Origin of the sequence: Rhodococcus sp. NPDC080181, from assembly GCF_040702225.1 — a bacterium.
GTDB lineage: Bacteria > Actinomycetota > Actinomycetes > Mycobacteriales > Mycobacteriaceae > Rhodococcoides > Rhodococcoides fascians.
In genome coordinates, this window is record NZ_JBFBKN010000016.1 from 76,406 (window position 1) to 100,614 (window position 24,209).

Genomic DNA, 24,209 nt, shown 5'->3' on the forward strand with positions numbered 1-24,209 from the left:
TCGTGATCGACCTGAAATTGCTTCGCGAGAACCCCGACGCAGTGCGCGCCTCGCAGCGCACCCGAGGCGAGGACCCCGCTCTCGTCGACGCTCTTCTGGACGCCGACGCCTCCCGCCGCGCCGCTGTGTTGGCCGGGGATCAGCTGCGTGCCGAGCAGAAGGCGCTGGGCAAGAAGGTCGGCAAGGCTTCGGCCGAGGACCGTCCCGCGCTGCTGGCCGGGGCATCGGAACTGGCCGCGAAGGTCAAGGCGGCACAGGCAGCCGAGGCCGAGGCCGACGCAGCTCTCGACACGGCACACCGGGCGATCTCCAACATCGTCGAGGAGGGAACGCCCGCGGGCGGCGAGGACGACTTCGTGCTGCTCGAGACCGTCGGCGACGTCCCCGAGTTCGACTTCGAACCGAAAGACCACCTGGAACTCGGCGAGTCGTTGAACCTGATCGACATGGAACGCGGAGCCAAGGTGTCGGGCTCACGCTTCTACTTCATGACCGGCTACGGCGCGTTGCTGCAGCAGGGGCTGCTTCAGCTCGCCGCGCAGAAGGCCGTCAAGAACGGGTTCACCATGATGATCCCGCCGGTTCTCGTGCGGCCGGAGATCATGTCGGGAACCGGCTTCCTCGGCGCACACGCAGACGAGATCTACCGCCTCGAAGCCGACGACCTCTACCTCGTCGGAACCTCCGAAGTTGCTCTCGCGGGCTACCACTCGGGCGAGATCATCGACCTCGCCGACGGCCCCAAGCGCTACGCCGGTTGGTCGTCGTGCTTCCGTCGTGAAGCGGGCAGCTACGGCAAGGACACCCGCGGCATCATCCGCGTCCATCAGTTCGACAAGATCGAGATGTTCTCGTACATCAAGCCCGAGGACGCGGCGGCCGAGCACCGGAAGCTGCTGCAGTACGAGAAGGAAATGCTCGCCGCAGTCGAATTGCCCTACCGCGTCATCGATACCGCAGGCGGAGACCTCGGGTCCTCTGCCGCGCGCAAGTTCGACTGCGAAGCATGGGTCCCCACGCAGAAGGCATACCGCGAGCTCACCTCGACCTCGAACTGCACGACCTTCCAGGCCCGACGCCTCGGCGTGCGATACCGCGACGAGAACGGCAAGCCTCAGACCGCCGCCACCCTCAACGGCACCCTCGCCACCACGCGGTGGATCGTGGCGATCCTCGAAAACCACCAGCAGGCCGACGGCACCGTCCGAGTTCCCGAGGCCCTCGTGCCTTTCGTCGGGACCGATGTCCTGAAGTAATTCAGGATCAGGCGATGTCGCCGATGCAGTAGCCCTCGCCGCCGATCGCCAGCAGGAACGTGCGGTTCTGGTACACCCCCGAGGCGTCGATGATGTCTGCATTGACCTGCGTGTAGACGCCGTTCTGCGCCGTCACGAACACGCTGTCGGGATCGAACGAGGTGATGCTCGGCAGAATTGCCGGGTTCTCGGCCAGAGGTGGGGCAGTGGGAGACCCGGTGCCGTTCGGATCCCATGTACCGCGGCTGTCGCACACCAGCGGGTAGCTCTCTTCGACGTCGCCCCGATTGACCGGGATACCGGCGATGCGTCCCAGATAGCGATCGACGGTATAGACCGCGTCCGTCGCGTCGAACACCGGCGTCGTGCCGGTGGGATAGACGGTCGGGCAGGCGTAACCCGACGCGATCTCGCTGCGTTTGATGGCGACCGTTGCCGTGGGTCCGGTCCACGTTACCGCGTACTGACCGTCGACCGCGGGAGCCGCCACCGCAGCGAGGATGGCGCCGGTGTCGAAGTACATCGTCGGAATGTCGGTCGGCGGCACAGTCCAGCACCTCGCGGTGACGACACCTATTCCGCCGCCGGTGAGATCGTTGACGAACGGCCGTAGTGCCGCGGCGGCCGCAGGATTTCCGGGGGCTTCGCCGACGGGCGGACCCGGTGGGATGGGCGGCGGTGCCGGGGTGGTGGTGGGCTCTGGGGTGCTCGACCCGGCGGCATTCGCGGACTTGGCGGTGGACCCTGCACTGCTGCTGGACGGGGCTGCGGCCTGCTCGGATGGGATCCCGACCGCGGAATCGCAGGCACCGACCAGCGCAATCATCGCCATCAGCGGCAGCGCGGTTCGGCAGACTCGGCTGCGCCGCGGTGAAGCCGCTCTGTTCTTCACGTGAATTCTCTCCCCCGTAGCTTCTCGAACTGCGCACGACCCGACCGCGCTCCTGGCCGGACCTTTCTCCGACCCCGTCCACCGACTACGCTAACCGACTGTGGAACCCGTCTACCGATCAGTCATCGGCATCGCTCGCACAGTGTTCGCGTTCGAGGGCCTGAAGTTCGAGGTCGAGGGCGAGGACCACATCCCTGCTACCGGTGGAGCGGTCATCGCCGTCAACCACACCGGATACATGGACTTCACCTACGCCGGGTTGCCGCCGCGGCGAGTGAAGCGCTACATCCGCTTCATGGCCAAGAAGGAAGTCTTCGACAACAAGATCTCCGGACCCATCATGCGCGCGCTCAAGCACATCCCCGTAGATCGTGGTGCAGGTGCGGAGTCCTACAAGTCGGCCGTGCAGAGTCTGCGCAACGGCGAACTCGTGGGCGTCTACCCCGAGGCCACCATCAGCCGGAGCTTCGAGATCAAGGAATTCAAGTCCGGTGCAGCGCGTATGGCCATCGAGGCCGGCGTCCCCATCATCCCGACGGTCATCTGGGGTGCGCAGCGAGTGTGGACCAAGGGCTACCCGAAGCGATTGGGCCGCACCAACACTCCGATCTCCATTGCCGTCGGTGAACCGATCGCGCCGGTCGGGCCGCCGAACGAACTGACCGACAAGCTGCGGTCGGTCATGCAGAAGATGCTGCTCGAGCTTCAGGAGGGCTACCACCACGAGCCCGGCGCGTACTGGGTTCCGGCCCGACTCGGTGGCAGTGCCCCGACCCTGGAGGAAGCCGACAAGCTCGACGCCCAGGATCTGGCGGCACGCGCAGCCAAGCGCGTCGAGTAGTCGGCGGGCATGAACCTCCGCGGTGAACGGGTCGTGTTGCGGCCGATCACCGCCGAGGACGTGCCGGAGCTACGCCGAATACTGCACACCCCCGAGGTGCATGCGCGCTGGGGTGACGAGGACGCCGACGAGAACTGGCCGTTCGACAACCCTGAAGAGACCCGCCTGGTTGTCGAATTAGACTCCGCGACAGTCGGTTTCATCCAGTACGGCGAAGAGACCGACCCGATGTACCGGCACGCGTCGATCGACATCTTCCTCGATCCGGCTGTACACGGCCGCGGCGTCGGAAAGGACGCGGTAGGCACACTGGTGCGCTACCTGACAGTCGATCTCGGTCATCACCGCCTGGTGATCGATCCCGCCGCCGACAACGCGGTAGCGATAGCCTGTTACAGCGCAGTCGGTTTCGAGCCGGTCGGGATCATGCGCAAGTACGAGAAGGGACCGGACGGCTGGCACGACAGTCTGCTGATGGACTTGATCGTCGAATAGCTGACATGTTCGGGGTTGCGGGGTTGCGGGGTTGCGGGGTTTCAGGGGTTCAGGGGTTCACGCGTTCAGGGGGAGAGTCAGCCGGAATCGCGCCCCCGAAGGCCCTGCGAGGCAGACGAGTTCGCCGCCGTGGGCGCGCGCCAGTGTCCGAGCGATCGACAGCCCCAGTCCGACGCCACCGGATGCTCGGTCACGGGCGGAGTTCAGCCTGACGAGTCGCTCGAAGATGCGCTCACGGTCTGCCTCCGCGACACCCGGTCCTTCGTCGTCCACGGTGACGAAGGCGTGGGTGTCCCTGCCGACCGCTACCCGAATCGTGCCGCCGGACGGGGTGAAACGACCGGCATTGTCGAGCACGTTCGACAGGATCTGTTCGATGCGTCCGACGTCGATGTGAACCGGAATCGGTTGCGCAGCATCGACATCGAACCGACTATCCGGCATGACCAGAGCTGCTCGCTCCACTGTGCGGCGGGTGATGTCGGCAAGGTCGGTATCGGTTGCGTCGAGATCCGACGTGTTCTCCGCACGGACGGAATCGAGCATGTCGCCCACCAATCGTGAGGCCCTGCTCGATTCCCCGACCAGCAGCTCGCTCCAGCGTGCGACTCGATCGGGGCGATGCTCGGCGTCGCGCTGCAGCGACTGCGCCAACGCCGAGATCCCGGCGACGGGAGTGCGCAGCTCGTGTGCGGCATCGGCCAGAAAGCGCCGCATGTCCTCCTCGGCGAGGCGGGCTGCCCGTGCGGCCGAGGCCTCGCGTCGTTCGGCGTCCTCGAGGGCGTCGAGCATCTCGTCCACGGCCGAGGCAGTACGGCCGAGGTCGGTGTTCGGTTTGGTGGGAAGTAGCCGTCTACCCCTGTCGCCGTTGGTTATTCGGCGCGCGACCGATGTCATCGAGTCCAGCGGGGACAGTGCTCGCCGCACGGCAAAGGTGAGTGCAGCGGCGGCCAGTAGCAGCGTCACAGCACCCGCTCCCAGCATGAGGATGCGCAGTTGTCGCCGAACATCGGCGATGGCGGTGGTATCGCCGAGGAGAGACAGCGTCGAACCGTCGGGCAACGGTTCGGTGATCTCGAACGAATCGGACGGGGGCGCAGGAGGATCCGGCGGACCAGGGGGACTCGGAGTTCGCGACTGGCCCGCAGGCGGAGCCGGGGTGGCAGGCCGGATGTCCGGGCCAGGCGGTCCGCTGCCGGGAGCGCCGTACACCGTGCCGTCCGCAGCCGTGACCCGAACTCGGATGGCGTCGCCCTGCAGGGCCTGCACCAGATCCCCGGGCCCGACGCCGCTCTCCACGAGCTCGACAGCCCGAGTTGCCCGGTCCGACAACCGCGCCTCCAGATCACGCCGAAGCTGTTGACCCAGAACGACATCCACCGACGATCCGACAATCACCAGCAGTGCCGCGAACAACACGACGACGGTGGCGACCACCCGCATCCGAAGCGACGGGGTCGGCGTCCGCTTCACTGCGGAGCCCGCAATGCATAACCCAAGCCGCGGACGGTATGGATCAACCGCGGCCCATGCGCTTCCATCTTGCGACGCAACGCACTGATGTGAACTTCCACCAGGTTACCGTCGTACGCGCCGTAGCCCCAGACCGATTCCAGGATAGAGGTTTTGGAGACGGTACGTCCGCGCTGTGCGACGAGGAACGTGGCCAAACGGAGCTCCGTCGCCGTCAGATCGAGAACTTGACCTGCCCGAGTGACCACTCCGGCGGGCTCGTCGACCAGTAGATCACCGACCTGGACCGCGTCGGACGAACGACCGCGACGCCGCAGCACGGATTTTGCGCGGGCGACCACCTCGTCGAGCTGGAACGGCTTGACCACGTAGTCGTCGGCACCGTCGCCGAGTCCACGCAATCGGTCGGCCAGCTGATCTTTCGCGGTGACCATGATGATGCCCGCGTCGCTGCTCTGCCGGACGACGTCGATGAGATCGAACCCGTCCCGCGCACCGGGCAGCATGACGTCGAGGATCACCACATCGGGACGAAAGCCTGCCATCGTGGGCTCGAAGTCGTCGCCGTCGGGCAGGGACACGGCGGTGAACCCCGCGTCCTCGAACGCCGCCACCAGCGCTTCCCTGATGGGTAACGAATCCTCCACCACCATCACCCGGGGAGCAGAACTGTATGTCATGCCTCGATTGTCACCCACCAGCTGAAGTGATCCTGAAGATGCGCTCGGCTTCAGGGTGACTTCAGCTAACGGCGGCAGTGTCGGAGACAGACCGAAACGAACGACGCAGTCCGAACAAGGAGTGAACGTGAACGATCAGACCAAACCGATTCCCGCCGCATCGAACCCCGAGCCCGGCACCGCTCGGGAGAACAAGCCCAAGCGGTGGAAGGGACGTGTGCCGCTGGCCGCGACCGCAGCAGCGGGACTTGCCATCGGAGCCCTGGTGACCGCGGCTGTGTTCGCAGCCACCGGACCCGACGCCTCGCCTGGCGTGTCGACCGTGGCGTCGTCGTCTGCCCTCGGACAGCGAACCGATGGCGGCGGCGGGTCGGACGTGCCTGCTGTTCCGGCAAGCCCCGAGGCGACGGATTCCGGCGACGGATCTACGGTCCCCGCGGTTCCGACGCCACCGGGACCCGCGGACGGAACAACTCCGGCCGTGCCGGATAACGGCGCAACTCCGCCTGCCCCGCCCGCGGGTGGTCCGGGCAAGGGCGGACCGGCCGATGGTGGTCCGGGTAAGGGTGGGCCGGGCGCAGGTGGCCCGGGAGCGGTGTGCGCACCAGAAGACGGAGCGACGCCGCCCGCGCCGCCGGCACCGGCCGATGACGCAACTCCGCCCGCGCCGCCGGCACCGGCCGATGGCGCAACTCCGCCCGCGCCGCCGGCACCCGCTGACGGTGCGACGCCTCCCGCACCGCCGGCAGCGCCGTCCGGTTCCTGAACGCAAGCTCGGTCGGTCCCCGCACCGGATCGGTGCGGGGATCGGTGTGGGTGGAGGCGCGACTTCCGAACGCGCCCAGGGTCTTATCTCCCGCGGTACGCGGACGCCAGCGCGGCGTACTCGTCGAGGATTTTCAACGATTCGTCGTGCGGCGCGGTGGGCAGCATGAGCGCAAGCTGCCCGAATCCCAACTCTTCGCAGGCTTGCCAGTACTCGGGATCCGCGGGGGTGCCGAACTGTAGCAACGGAACGTCGTGCCCGAGTCCTTCGCGCATCGCATCGATGCGCGCGGACATGACATCGACGGGCTGTGGGTTGGCTATCCACCCGGCGTCGTGCCGGATGACGCGCTTCACCGTCGCATCGGAGGCACCGCCGATGAATATCGGGGGGTGCGGTGTCTGCACCGGCTTGGGACGGAGGTAGGAGGGTTCGATATCGACGTGCTTGCCGTGATACTCGGCCGGCTCGTTCGTCCACAGGGCTTTGATTGCTTCGATCTGCTCGTCCAACAGTGCACCCCGTGTCTTCGGGTCGGTGCCGTGGTTGCGGATCTCCTCGAGGATCCAACCCGCTCCCACGCCGAATACGAACCGGCCCCGTGAGATCAGGTCGATACTGGCGGATTCTTTTGCAGTGGTGATGGGATCACGCTGGATGAGCAAGGTGATACCGGTGACCAGCTCGATCTTCGATGTCACCGCTGCGGCCGCTGCCAGAGTGACGAAGGGGTCGAGCGTCCGATAGTAGAAGTCGGGCATCTCTTCGCCGGTGGGAAACGCCGTCTCCCTACTGGCTGGGATGTGAGTGTGCTCGGCAACAACCAGCGAGTCGAATCCACGCTCCTCGATGGCGCGAGCCAGCGACACCGGGTCGATCCCGTCGTCGGTGACAAAGGTGGAGATTCCGATCTTCAAGGCTGTTCCTAACGTCGGGTGTCGCCCGTGCACGGGGCGTGAAGTGGGATCACAGCCGGGGTTACTCCAGGATGAAGACGGGGAGTTGCCGGTCTGTCTGGGACTGGAATTCGGCGTACTGAGCGAAGGACTCGACGGCTAGCGTCCACCATTTCTCGCGCTCGGCCCCGTCGAGCTCGCGGGCCTGGAGGGTGAGAACCTTCGTCCCGTCTTGCACCGTGACGGTGGGGTTTGCCTTGATGTTGTAGTACCACGACGGGTTCGTGGCACCGGCACCGTTGGAACCGACCATGGCGTACTTGCCGTCGGCTTCGACGCGCATCAAGGGCACGTACCGCTTCTTGCCGGACTTCGCCCCGGTGATCGTGAACAGCACGACAGGCAGACCCTGATACTCGGCCCCCTCGGTGGTGCCCTGCTCGAGAATCTGCTCGGTCAGCTCGCGGACCCGGGACTTGGGGCTCAGCTCGGTTTCGGTGGCGGTCTCGTTGTTAAGCACGTGGGCGCCGACAATCGCCATGGCCGGAAATTCCTGACACGTCTCGCTCACCGAAACTTTGCCCCTCTCCTGGTAATTCCACCCCCTTCCACACCGGGGATCGTGGCATCGATGCGTGGGCAACGCGTGGTTGGCCGCGGGCGCAGATTATTGCCGAAGACATTTTGGGGTACATCCGTGTCGGACGTGCATCCGATGCGCGATCGGGCAGGCTGGGGTCTTCGCTTCGATAGCAGGGGCGACACCGGTATCGAAGCTGCGCTCCGGGAAGGCCGTGAGAATCGAGAAAAAGAACGGTAGACGGACAGTGATCACTGCCCGGGATTTCCGCGCAGGCTGTCGTCGCGCTGAATCGGGTCATCGATCGCGGTTGGACAGGTACACCGCGAAAATAGCCGTCGAGCCGAAAATAGCTCAGTCGGCGGGACGGGCTTGATCAGCCTCTAGAGCAACGGTTTCCAACTCGGATCGGTACTGTGCCCACCATGCTGCGTCGCCGTCGGCCATGTTCTCGTTGCCGAGGCGCAGTCCGACGGAGTTGTCGATCAATTCGCGCAGTATGTCTGCGTGTCCGGCATGTCGATTCGTTTCGATGCACAGATGCACCAGTACGCGATGCAACGTCACTTCTTGTTTGTCCGCAGGCCAGTGCAGGACGCGTCCCGCTGCATCCAGGTCGAGTGAATCGATGGTCTTGTCGGCATACGTCCACGCCTCGCGGTACAGGGCGACAATGGATTCCGACGATTCTTCGGCGGTGGCCCACATGTCGGAATTCAGCCGGGCCATGCCCTCTGCTTCCAATTCCGCGAAACGAGCTGGAAACTCACGACCGAACGTGAGGCCGAAGTAGCCGTATTCGACGATGGCGAGGTGTTTGACCAACCCCAAGAGGTTGGTTCCCGTCGGCGTCATCGGTCGTCGCTTCTGGTATTCGGTGAGGCCGTCGAGCTTCCACAGCATGTTCTGGCGAGCGATCCGAAGGTATTGGTGCAGCTCGTCTTTTATGTCGCTCAGCTCGTCGATGCGTGCCACACGAGGGCTGCGGCCAGTGCGCCGAGTCCGTTCAACGACCAGTGCAGGGCGATGGGTGCGATGAGACTCCCGCTTCGGCTGCGCAGCCAGGTGAAGACGACCCCGGCTGCTGCGGTCGCGACGACTGCGAGCGCGATCCCGACGATTTGCCCGAACAGCCCGCCGCCGAGAAATCCGCTGAGTCCCACGTTCCCTGCGGTCAGGCCGAGCGAGGACGCGATGTGCCACAGACCGAAGAGCAGGGACCCTGCCGCGAAGACTCCGCGTGCACCGTAGATGCGGCCCAACGTGCCGTGCAGCACTCCACGGAACGCGAGTTCTTCCGGGATGACCGTTTGCAGCGGGATGACGATCATCGAGGCGACCAGCGCCGCGGAGATGGTGGCATAGCGATCGGCCATGAAGAAGGGCCGCGTCATCGGCAGCAATGCACCGATGGCGATGACGGTCAGGACGATGCCGACGGCACCGAGTGCGTAGAGCGAACCCGTCTTCCATTGCTTGGGCGACAGTCCCAGCTCGGCCCATCCGAGTCCGCGACGGTTCGACAGGATCACCAGGAGAACGGCGGCGATCGGAACCGTCGCGATACTCGCCCACACCGTGGTGAAGTGTGCGATGAGGTTGGTGCCCACGAGCACGAGAACGACGATGGCGACGTCGAGGTAAGCGCGGACGGCCCGTCGAGGTGCGACGCTCCCGGCTGGGTTGACAGCAAGCATTGGATCGAGTGTACCGGCGTCAGCTGATGACACCCGGAGAATCGAGGCTTCTGTCGAGGCCCTTGCGGTCGTAGAGAAGGGTGAATACCAGGCCGAACACGAGCCCGATGAGCAGTCCGAGGGACGTCATACCCACCGAATGCAGCAGGCCGGCGTCGGGCGAGGCGTTGAAGTACAGGATCGATCGGGTGCCGAGGAAGATCTGATGCATCGGCTCGAACTGGGCCAGCCACGTGAAAATCGGCGGGCTCGCCTCGAGAGGAATCGTGCCACCCGAGGACGGCAGGGCCAGGATGATGAAGACGGCCAAGTTGACCAGCAACCCTGCTGTGCCGAATGCGGACATCACCGCCAGCGCCGTGAATCCGACGGCGGTGATCGCGAACGCGCCGTACATCCACAGGGTCCACGCATGGGTGATGGGCATGCTCAGCAAGTGGCTGATCAGTAGGTACAGGGCGGATACGAGCATGGCCAGAACGAACATCACCAGCCACTTGACCAACAGCGTCTGGAACCGGCTGATCCGGGTGGGTCCGCGGTGGATGTACTTCGGGCCGATTTCGGTGGGAGTGAACCCCAACAAGCCGTCGACGAGGGTGCTGACGATGGTCGCACCGGTGAATCCCGCCAAGACGAGCAGTAGCGCGTAGTAGAACGCAGACAGGCCACCGCCGGTACCGTCGGGCAGTGGATCGTGCTGGGCAACAATCACATTGATCGGCTGCGCCAACGTCAGTGCGCTCGCGCCGGCCAGTGGAGTGTCGCCGAGCTGCTGGCGAACCTGATCGGTGATCTGTTGGCCCACGGTCTGATTCACCGATTCGAAGGCAGGAGTGGCCACTCCGGTCACGAGCGACATCCCGAAGCTACCCGCCCGCGGATTGGTGTAGACGGTGATGATCGGCTTCTCGATATCACCGGGAATGATGCTGCCCTCGGCCAGGATTCCCATTCTCTTGGTGAAATCACTGGGGATGACGATGGAGCCGTAGACCTCGGCCGTGGACAACAACGATTCGGCCTGCGCAGGGCCGACCTCGCGGAACGCGACCTTCTCGGAATCGACGTTCTGAATCAATCCGTCGACGATGTCGTTGCCGATATTGCGTTGCTCACCCGCAAGGGTGTCGCCCTCGTCCTGGTTGACGATCGCAATGGGCAGATCGTGCAAGTTGCCCCGTGGATCGAGAACGCCGCCCAGATACAGGGCCGCGAGAAACGACATGAGGGTCGAGACGACAAGGATCGGAGCGAGCCAGAAGCGCGGCGAACGAAGGACGTCGGCCATCGACCGTGGGGTTCTGTCGGGTGTCACCGGATCAGTGTCGCAAGTTCGGCTTCCATGTGCGCGGTAGTTCTACCTGTGGACCGTCGGCCGTCCGGAATGGGCGTTACGCCTACCCATGTGCACGGAACTTCGTAGCAGGCTACGAAGTTCCATGCACATGCGGCGCAGCCGCTCCTAGGCGGTTGCGCGACGCGGCAGCTTCCAGTCCGGGCGAACCCAGTGGCAGGTGTAGCCCTCGGGGTACTTCTGCAGGTAGTCCTGGTGCTCGGGCTCGGCTTCCCAGAAATCTCCTGCCGGGGTCACCTCGGTGACGACCTTGCCCGGCCACAGGCCAGACGCGTCGACATCGGCGATCGTGTCCTCGGCCAGGCGCTTCTGCTCGTCGTTCAGGTAGAAGATGGCCGAGCGGTAGCTGGCTCCGATGTCGTTGCCCTGACGATTCTTCGTGGTGGGATCGTGGATCTGGAAGAAGAACTCCAGCAGATCCCGGTACGACGTCTGGGTGGGGTCGTAGACCACTTCGAGGCCTTCGGCATGGTTGCCGTGGTTGCGGTACGTCGCGTTGGGGATTTCACCGCCGGTGTAGCCGACGCGAGTGGAGACCACCCCGGGCAGCTTGCGGACGAGCTCTTCGGCTCCCCAGAAGCATCCTCCGGCGAGAATGGCGGTTTCGGTGGCTGCAGACATGTGCTCTCCTAGTTCTCTATCGAGCGATACGTGGGGTTCAACGAACGAGTCGTCCTCATAATTCCGAATCGTGGGTACGTTCGCCGACCTCGAGGACGAGTTTGCCGGTATTGGCACCGTCGAACAACAGGTTGAGCGTCGATCCGAACGCCGTGATTCCGCCGATCTCGATCTGCTCGCGCGCGGTCATCTTGCCGCTGGTGAGCAGCTCCGACAGAGCGTCGACGCCTTCCTGGTAGCGGTCGAGATAGTCGAAGATGATGAACCCGGTCATCGACGCACGGTTGATCAGCAGGGACAGGTAGTGCGCGGGTCCGGGCTGCGGTTCGGTGGCGTTGTAGCCGGAGATGGCCCCGCACAACACCACTCGCGCACCCTTACGCAGGCGCGAGAGCGCCGCATCGAGAATCTCGCCGCCGACGTTGTCGAAATAGACGTCGATGCCCTTCGGTGCGGCGGCCTTCAGGGCCTTGTACACCGACTCGTTCTTGTAGTCGATCGCCGCGTCGAAGCCCAGCTCCTCGGTGAGCCAGGCGCACTTCTCGGGTCCGCCGGCAATCCCGATCACGGTGGCTCCCTTGGCTTTCGCGATCTGACCCGCGATGCTGCCGACGGCGCCAGCCGCCCCGGAGATGACGACGGTGTCGCCCTCGGCCAGCTTGCCGACGTCCATCAACCCGAAGTAGGCCGTCAATCCCGGGAAGCCGAGGGCACCGAGCCAGGTGGGTGCCGGTGCGATCGATTCGTCGACCTTCTGCACTCCCGACCCGTCCGAGATCGCATGCTCGGTGACGCCGAACGAGCCCGAAACGACTTCGCCGACAGCGTAATCCGGATGCCGGGACTCGAGGACGCGGCCGACGGCATGAGCACGCATCACCTCACCGATGCCGACGGGAGGCACGTACGAGCGCGCATCGTTGAGCCAACCGCGCATGGCGGGATCGAGGGAGACGTAGTCGACGGTGACGACGAATTCCCCGTCGCCCGGGGTGGGGATGGGTTCCTCGGTGAGATCCCACGTCGACTCGTCGGGACGCCCCACGGGCCGCTGAGCCAAGCGGATCTGACGGTTCACGGATGTCATCTACCGTTCCTTCCACATCGAAGACGTGCATGTCGAAAACAGGGTCCTTCGACACTAGGGCAGAATGACGTCACGATGACCAACGCGCCGAACACCACCCGCCTCGCCCCTCGCCTCGTCGCCAGCGATGTCGACGGGACCCTGCTCGACCAGCACGAACGTGTCAGTGAACGCACCAAGCGAGCTGTCGCAGCCGTCGTAGCGGACGGAGTGCCGTTCGTGCTGTCCACCGGCAGGCCGCCGCGGTGGATCCACCCCGTCGTCGACGGTCTCGGATACGCGCCGATGTCGGTGTGCGCCAACGGTGCGGTCATCTACGACGCGGCCACCGATCGCGTGCTCAGTGCGGAGACCCTCGATGTCGAGACGTTGCAGTGGCTGGCCGACGTCGCGTACCGCGCGCTACCCGGCTGCGGTCTCGCGGCCGAGCGCGTCGGTCGATCGGCGCACGACGCGGCGACGCCGCAGTTCGTCAGCTCGCCCGGCTACGAGCACGCGTGGCTCAATCCCGACAACGTCGAGATGTCCGAGGACGACGTCGTCGACGTCCCCGCGGTGAAGCTGCTGATACGTCTGTCGGGATCGACCAGCGGCCATATGGCAAACATTCTCTCGCCGCTGATCTCCGGCCGCGCCGACCTGACCTTCTCCACCGACAACGGGCTCATCGAACTGTCGGCGCCGGGCGTCACGAAGGCGTCGGGCCTGGCGAAGGTCGCCGAGACGCTGTCCGTGGACGTCGCCGATATCGTCGCCTTCGGGGACATGCCCAACGACGTCCCGATGCTGTCGATGGTCGGCCTGGGCGTCGCCATGGGCAACGCGCATCCGGCCGCCGTCGCCGCCGCGGACGAAGTGACCGTCACCAACGCAGACGACGGAGTGGCGCAGGTACTCGAACGCTGGTGGTGATTCGCTGATAGAGCGGCGCATCGAACACGACAAGGGCCGAGTCACCACGGTGACTCGGCCCTTGTCGACTGTCTGAACTCAGCCCGCGGGTGCGGGCTCCGGAGCGGGCTCGGCAACAGGTGCCGGCTCCACCGGCGCGGCGACCGGCTTCTGCATTTCTGCGTTGTAGGTGTCGTTGTACGTCTTGATGACCGTGGTCACGATGCCGGTGAGCTCGTTGAAGATGAGCGAACCGTTCTCGAAGTCCGTTCGGAAGCCCTCCGGCACCTTGAACTCGTCGGTGAGCGGCAGACCGAGGACGCCGTCGACACCGCCCTGCTGCAGGTACTGCTGGAAGATCTTGCCGATGACGGCCACGGCCTGGCCGGCCATGTTGGTGATGATCTCGCCGTTCTGGAACTGCGCCTTCTCGCGGCCGCCGCTGACCTGAACCAGGCCGCTGACCGGTACGCCGAGAGCGCCGGTTTCGCCGCCCGAGGACAACCACTTCTGCGCGACGGGGCTCGTCGACGCCAGGCGCTGCAATTCTGCGACCAGGGCCGGGATGTTCTCGCCCAGAGTCGAACTGACGTCCGTGCCCGGGCGTGACGGTGCCGGGTCGGTCACCGCGGTATCCGGTGCGGTGGCATCGGGCGCGGTCTCGGGTGCTGCCGGTGTGACATCGCCGCCACCGCCGAGGTTCGCGGCCGCGATGTCGCGGATCTCCCCGAGCCTGGCGTATCCGGCGTCACCGGGGCATTCGGTGTTGCCGACGTCGCGGTGACCGAAGATCACCGGCAGGTCGACGGTCTTGCCTTTGCCGATGAACGTGAAATCCGTTCCCTCGGAGGTCATCGTCGTGGTCCCCTTGGGATCCAGACCGGCCTTGCCGAGTCGCCAGCCGAGGAACTTGCCGACCGAATCGACGGTCTCCTGCGACGGATCCTGAGTGGAGTAGTCGCCCATCATGGCCACTCCGACGGTGTTCTCGTTGAATCCACCGGCGTGCGCACCCTGGACCGGCTTGTCCAAGCCGCCGGCGCGACCCTCGAAGATCTGGCCGTACTTGTCGACGAGTGCGTTGTAGCCGATGTCGCACCAGCCCAGAGTCTGCGCGTGGTACGCGTAGATGGCGCGGACGATCTCGGCCGACTCGGACTTCGAGTAGTCGTTGCTGCCCGCGGTGTGGTGCACGGTGGCACCGCCGATGAAATCGTCGATTGTCGGGTTGGCGCAACGGATCGACTCGTCGGCACCCCACTGGGCGCGGGTGATGACGTTGGGACCTGCATCGCCCGCCACCGGAGTAGCGAGGTCGCTCAACGCCGAATCGGCGGGGGACGTGCCGGGGGTGATGAGCACGGCGCTGATGTCGCTCACTGCCGACGCCAACTGCTCGGCCGACACCTCAGGAGCGGCTTCGGGCGCAGCAGGCTCTGTCGGTGCCGGATCCTGTTGGCGCAGCGGCTTGCTCGACGACGCGGGTGTGTAGCCCAAAGGCTGCTCCGCAACGGCGGGAGCAGGTGCAGTGGCATCGGAAGGCAGCGGAACAACCGGGACCTCCGGAACCGGCGGCGTTGCAAAGCTTTCGGGAGCAGCGCTGCTCGTCAGCGGAGTCAACAGCACCTGCACGGCCTTGGTGAGCCCCACGAAGATCGGTTCGGTGCCCTGCTTTTCCGCAGCGGGAACGGCGTCGCTCGCAGTGGTATCCACCGGTGCGGTCTGCAGCCACGGGCCCCAGGATCCGTCCTCGAGCTGACGTCGAACCTGTGCGCTCGCGCCGTTCAGCTGCTCGGAGGTCAACGCCACCATGCTGAACGGGGTGTCCTGCGAGATCTCCTTGACTGCCGCTCCGAGCGGCGGCCCGGTGGGGTCGGCAGCTTCAGGATTGACCGGTGCCGAGGCGTCCACCCTGGGGATCGGGGCCTGCGCGGTTGCGCCACCCGGAGCCGGCGTCGTGAGACCCGGGATGTCGGGAATCTCGATCGGCGGGATCACGATGGAGTCCGGCAGCGGCAGGTATTTCAGATCGGAGAGCCGCAGATCGGGCAGCGGCAGGCCGGTGAGCTCCTGCAGCGGAATGACGATGTCCGGTGCTGCGCTCAGCGCGGTCTCGACGATCTTCGTCGGCACGGTGACCGGGGTTGTCTCGTTGGCCGGTCGAACTCCGGTGGTCGTGCTGTCTGTCAGCCCAGCGACCGCAAACGGGGTCGCGACGGCGAGTAGTGCGACAGCACCGAGAACGATCGACGGCTTCGTTCGACGGTTCGGCAAGGCGGTACTCCCTGGTTGGTGGTAGGTACGCGTCGTAGGATCTCCCACTGCTGAACAATATGAATCACATCAGCAACATGAGTCCCATCAGACACAAGGCTAAACCTTAGCTTGACAGTTAGCCACAGCCGGGAAGTTCCAATGGCGCGGCGCGTCGGGGCTTGCATTCCTGGGTCATTCCGCAGGCTCCACTCCCGCCTTCATGGGTCATTCCGCAGGCTCCACTCCCGCCCCCTACGCTTTCCACCTGTGACTGTGCACTTCATCGGAGCCGGACCCGGAGCGGCAGACCTGCTCACGCTGCGGGCCGTCGGGTTCCTGCGATCCAGTCCGGTGTGTGTCTACGCCGGTACCTACATCGACGACGCGATCCTCGAACATTGCTCGGCCGGTACTCGCCTGGTCGACACCGCGAAGCTCGATCTCGATGCCATCACCGCCGAACTCGTCGCGGCCGACCAGCGCGGGGACGACGTCGCACGCCTGTGCTCGGGTGACCCTTCCCTCTACTCCGCGATCGCAGAACAGTCGGCTCGACTCGACGCCGCGGGTGTGCCGTGGGACGTCACCCCGGGAGTGCCCGCCTACGCGGCCGCTGCGGCCACGTTGGGCGTCGAGCTGACCGTTCCCGAGGTGACGCAATCGGTGGTCCTCACTCGCGCGCAGGCCCGCTCGACGGCGATGCCGGACACCGAGGCGCTGGCCAATTTCGCGGCCACTCGCGCGACGTTGGCTTTGCATCTGGCCATCACTCGCACCCGCATCATCGCCGACGAGTTGGCGCAGTTCTACGGCTCGGACTGCCCCGCCGCGGTCGTCTTCCATGCCAGCAAGCCCGACGAGATGGTTCTGCGCGGCACTCTGGCCGACATCGCCGACCAGGTCGAGGCCGCCGGCCTGCGTCAGGCCGCAGTGATCCTCGTCGGTCCTGCTCTCGCTCGTCGCGTCGTCGCCGAATCCCACCTGTACGACGCCTGCCGGGACCGCTCGTGAAAATCCATCTGATCGGCATCGGCGGTGGACATCCGGACCAGGTGACCGTCCAGGCCGTCGAGAAGCTGCGGGCCGTGGACGTGTTCATCGTGGCCGACAAGGGCGCGTCCGTCGGGGATCTGGCAGCAGCCAGGCAGGAGATCCTCGAGCGCCACCACGGTGGCAGCTACCGGGTCATCGAGGTGCCCGACCCCCCACGCGACCGGTCACCTCGGCAGTACGAGACCGCCGTCCTCGATTGGCACGACGCCCGCGCCCGGGCGTACGCCGACGTGCTCGACGGTCTCGCCGACGGCACCGTCGTCGGGTTTCTCGTCTGGGGCGACCCGGCGCTCTACGACAGCACCATCCGCGTCGTCGAGCGGTTGGCTGCACTGCGCGGCGACATCGAGTTCGATGTCACACCCGGCATCTCCAGCGTGTCCATGCTGGCGGCGAGTCATCGACTCGTGCTCAATCGCATCGGGGGCCCGATCGTCATCACCACCGGCAGGAACCTGGCCGGCGACGTCGCAGCAGGGCTGGACAACCTCGTCGTCATGCTCGACGGCAACCTTGCCTGCAGTGCGTTGACCGGCGCAGGGTGGGGCATCCACTGGGGAGCCAACCTGGGTACGACCGACGAGAAGCTGGTGGCCGGGCCGCTCGACGACGTGCTCGACGACATTCGCCGCGCCCGCGCCGAGGTCAAAGAGGCGCACGGCTGGGTGATGGATACCTACCTGCTCCGACGCCTGCCAGGTTGACACCGGACCGGCCGGGCGGTGCCTGGCGGGGTGGAGCCGTCACGATCGTCGGATACCCTGGTTGCCCGTGACTGCTGTAAGCCCCGAGACCACCTCTTCCGACGCCACCGCGACCGGCCGCTACGACCTCATCGTCGTCGGATCCGGGTTCTTCGGTCTGACCGTGGCAGAACGGGCGGCGTCCCAGCTGGGCAAGCGTGTTCTCGTTCTCGACCGCCGGCACCACCTGGGCGGCAACGCGTACTCGGAAGCCGAGCCCGAGACGGGTATCGAGATCCACAAGTACGGTGCGCACCTGTTCCACACGTCCAACAAGCGCGTGTGGGACTACGTCAACCAGTTCACCGACTTCACGGGCTACCAGCACCGCGTCTTCGCGCTGCACAACGGTCAGTCGTACCAGTTCCCGATGGGCCTGGGGCTGATCTCGCAGTTCTTCGGAAAGTTCTTCTCCCCGGCCGAGGCGCGGGCCCTGATCGAGGATCAGTCCAGTGAGTTCGACTCCAAGGACGCGCAGAACTTCGAGGAGAAGGCGATCTCGCTGATCGGACGTCCGCTCTACGAGGCGTTCATCCGGGACTACACGGCCAAGCAGTGGCAGACCGATCCGAAGGAACTGCCCGCGGGCAACATCACCCGGTTGCCGGTGCGCTACACCTTCGACAACCGCTACTTCAACGACACCTACGAGGGGCTGCCGGTCGACGGCTACACCGCGTGGCTCGAGAACATGACACGCGACGAGAAGATCGACGTCCGCCTGAACACCGACTGGTTCGATGTACGCGACGAGTTGGTCGCCGAGAGCCCTGACGCCCCGATCGTCTACACCGGGCCGCTGGATCGATACTTCGACTACTCCGAGGGCGAACTGGGCTGGCGCACCATCGATTTCGAGACCGAGGTGCTCCCGGTCGGCGATTTCCAGGGAACGCCGGTGATGAATTACAACGACGGCGACGTGCCGTTCATTCGGATCCACGAGTTCCGCCATTTCCATCCCGAGCGTGAGTACCCGACCGACAAGACGGTCATCATGCGCGAGTTCTCACGTTTCGCCGAGAGCGGCGACGAGCCGTACTACCCGATCAACACCCCCGACGACCGGCAGAAGCTCGAGGCGTACCGCAACCGCGCGAAGGCCGAGACGGCCTCCAACGGTGTGCTGTTCGGTGGTCGACTCGGCACGTACCAGTACCTCGACATGCACATGGCCATCGCGAGCGCACTGAACATGTACGACAACACCCTGGCCCCGCACTTCGAGACCGGCACCGCCCTGGCGGGGGACAAATGACCGCCAAGCATCTGCTCGAGGACGGGGTGGCAGACGTCGCGCCGGTCCTCGGAATATCGCTGTTGCAGCGTGTTCTGCTGCCCCGTTCGGGTGAGCCGCTCGACGTGCGCACGCTGTACCTCGAAGAAGCGACCACCAATGCCAAACGCGCGCACTCGCTCTCGCGTACCTCGCTCACCATCGGCGGCGAGTCCGAGGTGTCGTTCTGCACCTACTTCAACGCATTCCCGGCGAGCTACTGGCGGCGCTACAGCGTCCTGAAGTCCGTGGTGCTGCGCGTCGAGGTGTCCGGTCACTGCCGAATCGACGTCTACCGGTCCAAGGCCGATGCGTCGCGCATCCACGTCGAGGGCCGCGAGGCTGTGGACGGCGATGCGGCGCAAGAGTTTCTGATCGACCTCGGCCCGTTCGAGGACGGCGGGTGGATCTGGTTCGACATCACCTCCGATTCCGAGGTGGTCCTCGAAAGCGCCGGTTGGTACGCGCCGATCGACGCTCCCGGTGAGGCGACCGTCGCCGTCGGCATCCCCACGTTCAATCGACCCACCGACGCCGTCAAAGCGCTTGTCGCCCTTGGCTCGGACCCGTTGGTGCTCGACGTGATCCAGGCCGTGATCATGCCGGATCAGGGCACCCGCAAGGCAAAGGACGAACCCGGCTTCGACGAGGCCGCTGCTGCGCTCGGTGGCCGTCTCGCGATCCACGATCAGGCGAACCTCGGTGGGTCCGGCGGCTACAGCCGGATCATGTACGAGGCGCTGAACAACACTGCTTGCCAACACATTCTGTTCATGGACGACGACATCGAGATCGAGCCCGACTCGATTCTGCGGGCGTTGGCGATGTCGCGTTTCGCCAAGGTGCCCACGCTCGTCGGCGGCCAGATGCTGAATCTGCAGGCGCGTAGTCACCTGCACGTCATGGGTGAAGTGATCGACCGCGGGAACTTCATGTGGACCGGCGCGCAGAACGTCGAATACGACCACGACTTCTCCGAGGACCCGCTGCGCACCAGCAAGCTGCTGCACCGCCGCATCGACGTCGATTACAACGGCTGGTGGATGTGCATGATCCCGCGCGTCGTCGCCGAGGAACTCGGGCAGCCGTTGCCCCTGTTCATCAAGTGGGACGACGCCGAATACGGCTTGCGCGCACGCGAAGCCGGCTACCCGACGGTGACGCTGCCGGGTGCCGCGATCTGGCACATGGCGTGGAGCGACAAGGACGACGCCATCGACTGGCAGGCGTACTTCCACCTGCGCAACCGTCTCGTTGTCGCGTCGCTGCACATGCCCGGCGACGGCAAGGGCCTGGTGCTCGACACCATCAAGGCCACCGTCAAACACCTGCTGTGCCTCGAGTACTCGACGGTCGCCATCCAGAACCTTGCGATCCGTGACTTCCTGGCCGGTCCCGAGCACATCCTCGAGATTCTGCCCACGGCGCTGCCGACGGTGCATGCACTGCGCAAGGAATTCCCGGACGCCGTCGTTGTCGGCAGTTCCACGGAGTTGCCGCTCGCATCGGGTGAGGAAGTCGGAGCCGTCGGCCTGCCGACCAACCCGATCTCCAAGGTCCGTCGTCTGGCCAAGGGCTTGCTGCACAACGTCAAGCCTGCGCACGAGCAGCACCACGAGCGTCCGCAGCTCAACGTGCCGACTCTCGACGCACGCTGGTTCCTGCTGTCCCAGGTCGACGGCGTCACCGTCACCACCGCGGACGGTCGGGGCGTCGTCTACCGCAAGCGCGACCGCGCGCAGGCCGCGGCGTTGCTGAAGGAAGCGCTGTCGTTGCGCAAACAGTTGGCAGCCGAATTCCCTGCTCTCAAGGCCCGCTACCGTGATGCCGTGCCGCACCTGACCAGTAAGGAAACGTGGGAACGTGTCTTTCGTTACCAGGCGTAAAGGCCAGACCGAGGTGCCGACCGAAGTGCGCATCCTCGAGAAGGTGCAGGCCACGGTCGGTAGCGCCCCCGGTGCGATCACCGTTGCGCGCGGGATGTCGCACTTCGGCGAACATGCCCTCGGCTGGGTGGCGATCGCAGGTATCGGCGCTGCTCTGGACGCGCCGCGGCGACGCCAGTGGGCGTCGGTGGCCGTCGGTGCCGTCGGATCGCATGCCGCGTCCATCGTCATCAAGCGCATCGTGCGCAGGCCACGTCCCCACGATCCGGCCGTCCGGATCAATGTCTCGACGCCGAGCAAGCTGAGTTTCCCGTCGTCACATGCGACATCCACCACAGCGGCTGCGGTTCTCCTCGGCCGCGTGACCGGGCTACCGTTACCGGCGGTCCTCGTCCCACCCATGTTGCTCTCGCGCTTGGTGCTCGGAGTCCATTACCCCACCGACGTGCTGGCCGGATCTGCACTCGGCGCGTTGACGGCTGCTGCCGTCGTGAAGTTCGAAGGAGACAAATGAGCGAGGATGCCGCACCCGTAGGCGCACCGCCGAAGAATCTGGCGGACGGCATCGTCAAGGCGCTTCGCCCGCGTCAGTGGGTCAAGAACGTGCTGGTCCTGGCCGCGCCGTTGGCGGCAGGCTCGGTCACCGATCGCGACGTGCTGCTGTCCGTCGCGCTCGCGTTCATCGTGTTCTGCTTCGCCGCCTCCGGTGTCTACCTGGTCAACGACGCCATGGACGTCGAGGCCGACCGCGCGCACCCCACCAAGCGGTTCCGGCCGATCGCTGCAGGAGTCCTGCCCGTCACGATCGCCTACGCGATGGCCGTGGTGTCGCTCGGACTCGCGGTCGGCCTGTCGTTCTTCGCGAACTGGAAGCTCGCGCTGGTCATCGGCGTCTACATCGTCATCCAGCTGGCGTACTGCTTCGGCCTCAAGCACCAGGCCGTGCTCGACATCTGCATCGTCTCCTCTGGCTTCCTGCTCCGCGCGATCGCCGGTGGCGTCGCTGCCTCGATCCCGCTCTCGCAGTGGTTCCTGCTGATCATGGCGTTCGGCTCGCTGTTCATGGCGGCGGGCAAGCGCTACGCCGAGCTGCAACTGGCCGAACGCACCGGGGCGAAGATCCGTAAGTCGCTCGAGAACTACACCACGACATATCTGCGCTTCGTGTGGACGCTGTCCGCGACGGCCGTCGTCATCTGCTACGGCCTGTGGGCTTTTCAACAGGACGCCGAAACGGACTCCAACTGGTTCGCCATCTCGATGATTCCGTTTACTATCGCAATCCTGCGATACGCAGTGGACGTAGACGGCGGCGAGGCAGGCGAACCCGAAGAGATCGCGTTGGGAGACAGGGTTCTCCAGCTACTCGCCATAGCGTGGATCGGAGTGGTTGGTGTCGCTGTCTACCTCGCCTGACCAGCGAGACACGCGAGAAGACACCCCGGCACCGGCGGTCTCGACCAGGGCGGTCTTCTGGGTCGGGACCGTCGTCACCGGTGCCCTGTTTCTGTGGGGTGCCTGGGAACGTCGCTGGATCGCCGACGACGGCCTGATCGTCCTGCGCACCGTCCGCAACCTGTTGGCCGGCAACGGCCCGGTGTTCAACGCGGGCGAGCGGGTCGAGACCAACACCAGCACCATCTGGACCTACCTCGTCTACGCGGGCGGCTGGCTCAGCGACGGCCGGCTCGAGTACGTGGTGCTGACGATCGCGCTCGTGCTGTCCACAGCAGCCGTCGTCATCGCGATGATCGGCACGTTCGCCCTGCGTGGTCGCACCGCGTCACGCACTCTCTTCCTCCCCGCCGGTGTACTCGTGTACATCGCGGTACCGCCGGCCCGCGACTTCGCCACGTCCGGACTCGAGACGTGCCTGGTCATCTTCTGGCTGGCGGTTTTGTGGCTGCTGATGGTTCGCTGGGGGCAACGCCGCGGCGGTGGCGTCGAGCTGCTGCTGCTGGCCTTCTTCGCCGGCCTGGGCCCGCTGGTTCGCCCCGAGCTGTCCATCGTGTCGGTTCTGGCACTGGCGATGATTTTCCTCGCCCCACAGACGTGGTTGTCGAGGCTGCGCGTGTTCGCATTCGCGGGCGCGGTTCCCGTGCTGTACCAAATTTGGCGCATGGGCTACTACGGCCTTCCGTATCCCAACACCGCAGTGTCCAAGGACGCCGGCGGTGCCAAGTGGTCGCAAGGGTGGGCGTATCTGACCAACCTGATGGGACCGTACCTACTGTGGCTCCCGCTGGTGCTGCTCCTGCTCGGTGCCGCCCTGTCGGTGACACGAGTGCGCCCGACGCTGCCCAGAACAGTGGGCGGCCTGCTCGCCGCGTTGCGCACGCCGACCGCTGTCGTCGTATTCGTGCTCGTCAGTGGATTGTTGCTCGCGGTCTACGCAATTCGAGTCGGTGGCGATTTCATGCACGGGCGAACATTGTTGCCCGCCCTGTTCACGCTGCTGTTGCCCATTTCGATATTGCCCGTCGCGCTCCCGCAACGATGGTCCGGTAATCGTGCGACTGCTGTTTTCGTCGCAGATGTATTCGTCTGGGGTGGGATCGTCGTCTGGGCTGTGATTGCGGCGAACACGACGGGAATGCCCCAGGGCTCGATCGTCGGACGAAGCGGAATCGTCGACGAACGAGCGTTCTATTCGCTCAACACCGGGCACGCTCATCCGATCCTGGCGTCGGACTATCTCGACTATCCGCGGATGCGGGCGATGGTTCAGGCGATCGACGACACCCCGGACGGCGGATTGCTGCTGCCGTCCGCGCAATTCACCTACTGGGATGTCGTCCCGCCGCCCCTCCCGATCCCCGAGGGTGGATTCGGTCACACCGTCTACTTCCTCAACCTGGGGATGACGAGCATGAACGTCGGCCTCGACGTGCGGGTCATCGATCAGATGGGGCTGGCGTACCCGTTGGCATCGCACACCGAACGCCTCGAGAACGGCCGCATCGGTCACGACAAGAACCTCTACCCGGACTGGGTCGTCGCAGATCTGGGACTGGTCGGCATCCATCCGTACCTGCCCTGGTACATGGACGAGGACTGGGTGACCGAAGCTCAGGTGGCGTTGACCTGCCCGGACACCCAGGAAATGCTGACGTCCTACCGAGCACCGTTGACGAAGGATCTGTTCGTCCGGAATGTGAAACGTTCGTTGTTCTATGCCGGTTATCGATTCGACCGGGTGCCGAAATACGAAATACAGCGATGTGATCTTCCGGCACCTGTATTGAAGGCCGATAATTAGCCGACAGAACACGAGAAGATCACCGGGTTGCGCCGATTCGGTCTCGACGCGAAGATGAGCTGTCTCGATCCTGTAACGGGCGACGTACTTCGTGCGATAAGTGCGGAGGATATGTATGCGCCAGACCCTGGGTCGGGCGCATACATGATGAACTTGCGAGATCAATCGTTGATTGCGTAACCGATGTGACGAAGCTGCTGAGAG

General features: G+C 65.2%; 23 protein-coding genes. 12 read left to right on the forward strand and 11 right to left on the reverse strand.

Annotation, left to right across the window (positions count from 1 at the left end):
• The first annotated feature begins 2 nt into the window (after window positions 1-2).
• The gene (gene serS / locus AB0O58_RS18595; protein ID WP_032371704.1) at window positions 3-1,256 is read left to right on the forward strand and encodes a serine--tRNA ligase; all 1,254 of its coding nucleotides are present in this window, start codon (window positions 3-5) and stop codon (window positions 1,254-1,256) included.
• A 7-nt stretch (window positions 1,257-1,263) separates the two neighbouring features.
• On the opposite strand, the gene AB0O58_RS18600 is transcribed toward serS, so the two are convergent.
• On the reverse strand, window positions 1,264-2,148 hold the full coding sequence (locus AB0O58_RS18600; protein WP_032401106.1) for a hypothetical protein: 885 nt from the start codon (window positions 2,146-2,148) through the stop codon (window positions 1,264-1,266).
• A gap of 100 nt (window positions 2,149-2,248) precedes the next feature.
• On the opposite strand from AB0O58_RS18600, the gene AB0O58_RS18605 reads away from it, so the two are divergent.
• Both AB0O58_RS18605 and AB0O58_RS18610 read left to right on the forward strand, forming a co-directional pair.
• The gene (locus AB0O58_RS18605; RefSeq protein WP_027494833.1) at window positions 2,249-2,989 is read left to right on the forward strand and encodes a lysophospholipid acyltransferase family protein; all 741 of its coding nucleotides are present in this window, start codon (window positions 2,249-2,251) and stop codon (window positions 2,987-2,989) included.
• Between the two features lie 9 nt (window positions 2,990-2,998).
• A complete protein-coding gene (locus AB0O58_RS18610; protein ID WP_032401107.1) occupies window positions 2,999-3,484 on the forward strand; it encodes a GNAT family protein in 486 nt (161 codons plus the stop codon).
• 57 nt (window positions 3,485-3,541) lie between these two features.
• On the opposite strand, the gene AB0O58_RS18615 is transcribed toward AB0O58_RS18610, so the two are convergent.
• Together AB0O58_RS18615 and AB0O58_RS18620 are read right to left on the reverse strand one after the other, a co-directional pair.
• Complete coding sequence (locus AB0O58_RS18615; RefSeq protein WP_230593542.1) at window positions 3,542-4,957, reverse strand: HAMP domain-containing sensor histidine kinase; 1,416 nt, start codon at window positions 4,955-4,957, stop codon at window positions 3,542-3,544.
• Window positions 4,954-5,637, reverse strand: coding sequence for a response regulator transcription factor (locus AB0O58_RS18620; RefSeq protein ID WP_080731811.1), 684 nt, complete (start codon window positions 5,635-5,637; stop codon window positions 4,954-4,956). Before AB0O58_RS18620 ends, AB0O58_RS18615 begins: the two co-directional genes overlap by 4 nt.
• Before the next feature lie 127 nt (window positions 5,638-5,764).
• Between AB0O58_RS18620 and AB0O58_RS18625 the strand changes: the two genes are divergently transcribed.
• Window positions 5,765-6,403, forward strand: a complete 639-nt coding sequence (locus tag AB0O58_RS18625) for a hypothetical protein (RefSeq protein WP_366238585.1) — start codon at window positions 5,765-5,767, stop codon at window positions 6,401-6,403.
• Between the two features lie 83 nt (window positions 6,404-6,486).
• Here the strand turns inward: AB0O58_RS18625 and AB0O58_RS18630 are convergent, their stop codons facing one another.
• The 7 genes from AB0O58_RS18630 to AB0O58_RS18660 form a co-directional block, all read right to left on the reverse strand.
• Window positions 6,487-7,320: an LLM class F420-dependent oxidoreductase gene (locus tag AB0O58_RS18630; RefSeq protein WP_032366743.1), complete on the reverse strand. Its 834-nt coding sequence runs from the start codon at window positions 7,318-7,320 to the stop codon at window positions 6,487-6,489.
• Window positions 7,321-7,381: 61 nt separating this feature from the next.
• Window positions 7,382-7,840 carry a nitroreductase family deazaflavin-dependent oxidoreductase gene (locus tag AB0O58_RS18635; RefSeq protein WP_052061658.1) on the reverse strand — a complete coding sequence of 153 codons (459 nt, stop codon included), beginning with the start codon at window positions 7,838-7,840 and terminating at the stop codon, window positions 7,382-7,384.
• Window positions 7,841-8,233: 393 nt separating this feature from the next.
• On the reverse strand, window positions 8,234-8,836 hold the full coding sequence (locus AB0O58_RS18640) for a DinB family protein (RefSeq protein WP_366238594.1): 603 nt from the start codon (window positions 8,834-8,836) through the stop codon (window positions 8,234-8,236).
• Window positions 8,833-9,576 (reverse strand): CPBP family intramembrane glutamic endopeptidase, encoded by a 744-nt coding sequence (locus AB0O58_RS18645; RefSeq protein ID WP_027494825.1) that lies wholly within the window; start codon window positions 9,574-9,576, stop codon window positions 8,833-8,835. The genes AB0O58_RS18640 and AB0O58_RS18645 overlap by 4 nt, the downstream gene beginning before the upstream one ends.
• Before the next feature lie 19 nt (window positions 9,577-9,595).
• Window positions 9,596-10,867 (reverse strand): DUF3533 domain-containing protein, encoded by a 1,272-nt coding sequence (locus tag AB0O58_RS18650; RefSeq protein WP_363797336.1) that lies wholly within the window; start codon window positions 10,865-10,867, stop codon window positions 9,596-9,598.
• A gap of 174 nt (window positions 10,868-11,041) precedes the next feature.
• Window positions 11,042-11,554 carry a peptide-methionine (S)-S-oxide reductase MsrA gene (gene msrA, locus AB0O58_RS18655; RefSeq protein ID WP_032374182.1) on the reverse strand — a complete coding sequence of 171 codons (513 nt, stop codon included), beginning with the start codon at window positions 11,552-11,554 and terminating at the stop codon, window positions 11,042-11,044.
• Window positions 11,555-11,609: 55 nt separating this feature from the next.
• Entirely contained in the window at window positions 11,610-12,641 is a 1,032-nt protein-coding gene (locus tag AB0O58_RS18660) for an NADP-dependent oxidoreductase (protein ID WP_032374181.1), read from the reverse strand.
• Between the two features lie 75 nt (window positions 12,642-12,716).
• Here AB0O58_RS18660 and AB0O58_RS18665 point away from each other — a divergent pair, with 75 nt between their 5' ends.
• Window positions 12,717-13,553, forward strand: a complete 837-nt coding sequence (locus tag AB0O58_RS18665; RefSeq protein ID WP_027494821.1) for a Cof-type HAD-IIB family hydrolase — start codon at window positions 12,717-12,719, stop codon at window positions 13,551-13,553.
• 78 nt (window positions 13,554-13,631) lie between these two features.
• Here AB0O58_RS18665 and AB0O58_RS18670 read toward each other — a convergent pair whose 3' ends face one another.
• Window positions 13,632-15,806, reverse strand: coding sequence for an N-acetylmuramoyl-L-alanine amidase (locus tag AB0O58_RS18670; RefSeq protein ID WP_366238595.1), 2,175 nt, complete (start codon window positions 15,804-15,806; stop codon window positions 13,632-13,634).
• Between the two features lie 249 nt (window positions 15,807-16,055).
• Between AB0O58_RS18670 and cobM the strand changes: the two genes are divergently transcribed.
• The 7 genes from cobM to zomB all read left to right on the forward strand — a co-directional run bounded on the left by cobM (window position 16,056) and on the right by zomB (window position 24,005).
• A complete protein-coding gene (gene cobM / locus AB0O58_RS18675; RefSeq protein ID WP_032401109.1) occupies window positions 16,056-16,799 on the forward strand; it encodes a precorrin-4 C(11)-methyltransferase in 744 nt (247 codons plus the stop codon).
• The gene (cobF, locus tag AB0O58_RS18680) at window positions 16,796-17,545 is read left to right on the forward strand and encodes a precorrin-6A synthase (deacetylating) (RefSeq protein ID WP_176457102.1); all 750 of its coding nucleotides are present in this window, start codon (window positions 16,796-16,798) and stop codon (window positions 17,543-17,545) included. The genes cobM and cobF overlap by 4 nt, the downstream gene beginning before the upstream one ends.
• A gap of 67 nt (window positions 17,546-17,612) precedes the next feature.
• Complete coding sequence (gene glf / locus AB0O58_RS18685; RefSeq protein ID WP_027494817.1) at window positions 17,613-18,842, forward strand: UDP-galactopyranose mutase; 1,230 nt, start codon at window positions 17,613-17,615, stop codon at window positions 18,840-18,842.
• Window positions 18,839-20,746, forward strand: coding sequence for a glycosyltransferase (locus AB0O58_RS18690; protein WP_366238586.1), 1,908 nt, complete (start codon window positions 18,839-18,841; stop codon window positions 20,744-20,746). The genes glf and AB0O58_RS18690 overlap by 4 nt, the downstream gene beginning before the upstream one ends.
• Entirely contained in the window at window positions 20,724-21,260 is a 537-nt protein-coding gene (locus tag AB0O58_RS18695; protein ID WP_174557191.1) for a phosphatase PAP2 family protein, read from the forward strand. Before AB0O58_RS18690 ends, AB0O58_RS18695 begins: the two co-directional genes overlap by 23 nt.
• Window positions 21,257-22,162 (forward strand): decaprenyl-phosphate phosphoribosyltransferase, encoded by a 906-nt coding sequence (locus tag AB0O58_RS18700; protein WP_027494814.1) that lies wholly within the window; start codon window positions 21,257-21,259, stop codon window positions 22,160-22,162. The genes AB0O58_RS18695 and AB0O58_RS18700 overlap by 4 nt, the downstream gene beginning before the upstream one ends.
• A complete protein-coding gene (gene zomB / locus AB0O58_RS18705) occupies window positions 22,140-24,005 on the forward strand; it encodes a flagellar motor control protein ZomB (protein WP_366238587.1) in 1,866 nt (621 codons plus the stop codon). The genes AB0O58_RS18700 and zomB overlap by 23 nt, the downstream gene beginning before the upstream one ends.
• The last annotated feature ends 204 nt before the right edge of the window (window positions 24,006-24,209 follow it).

What these genes read in the sequence shown, in the direction of transcription:
- AB0O58_RS18610 (WP_032401107.1), top strand. Translation starts at nt 2,999, where the DNA reads ATGAACCTCCGCGGTGAACGGGTCGTGTTGCGGCCGATCACCGCCGAG.
- AB0O58_RS18620 (WP_080731811.1), bottom strand. Translation starts at nt 5,637, where the DNA reads ATGACATACAGTTCTGCTCCCCGGGTGATGGTGGTGGAGGATTCGTTA.
- AB0O58_RS18635 (WP_052061658.1), bottom strand. Translation starts at nt 7,840, where the DNA reads ATGGCGATTGTCGGCGCCCACGTGCTTAACAACGAGACCGCCACCGAA.
- AB0O58_RS18645 (WP_027494825.1), bottom strand. Translation starts at nt 9,576, where the DNA reads ATGCTTGCTGTCAACCCAGCCGGGAGCGTCGCACCTCGACGGGCCGTC.
- AB0O58_RS18650 (WP_363797336.1), bottom strand. Translation starts at nt 10,867, where the DNA reads ATGGCCGACGTCCTTCGTTCGCCGCGCTTCTGGCTCGCTCCGATCCTT.
- msrA (WP_032374182.1), bottom strand. Translation starts at nt 11,554, where the DNA reads ATGTCTGCAGCCACCGAAACCGCCATTCTCGCCGGAGGATGCTTCTGG.
- AB0O58_RS18660 (WP_032374181.1), bottom strand. Translation starts at nt 12,641, where the DNA reads ATGACATCCGTGAACCGTCAGATCCGCTTGGCTCAGCGGCCCGTGGGG.
- AB0O58_RS18665 (WP_027494821.1), top strand. Translation starts at nt 12,717, where the DNA reads ATGACCAACGCGCCGAACACCACCCGCCTCGCCCCTCGCCTCGTCGCC.
- AB0O58_RS18690 (WP_366238586.1), top strand. Translation starts at nt 18,839, where the DNA reads ATGACCGCCAAGCATCTGCTCGAGGACGGGGTGGCAGACGTCGCGCCG.
- AB0O58_RS18700 (WP_027494814.1), top strand. Translation starts at nt 21,257, where the DNA reads ATGAGCGAGGATGCCGCACCCGTAGGCGCACCGCCGAAGAATCTGGCG.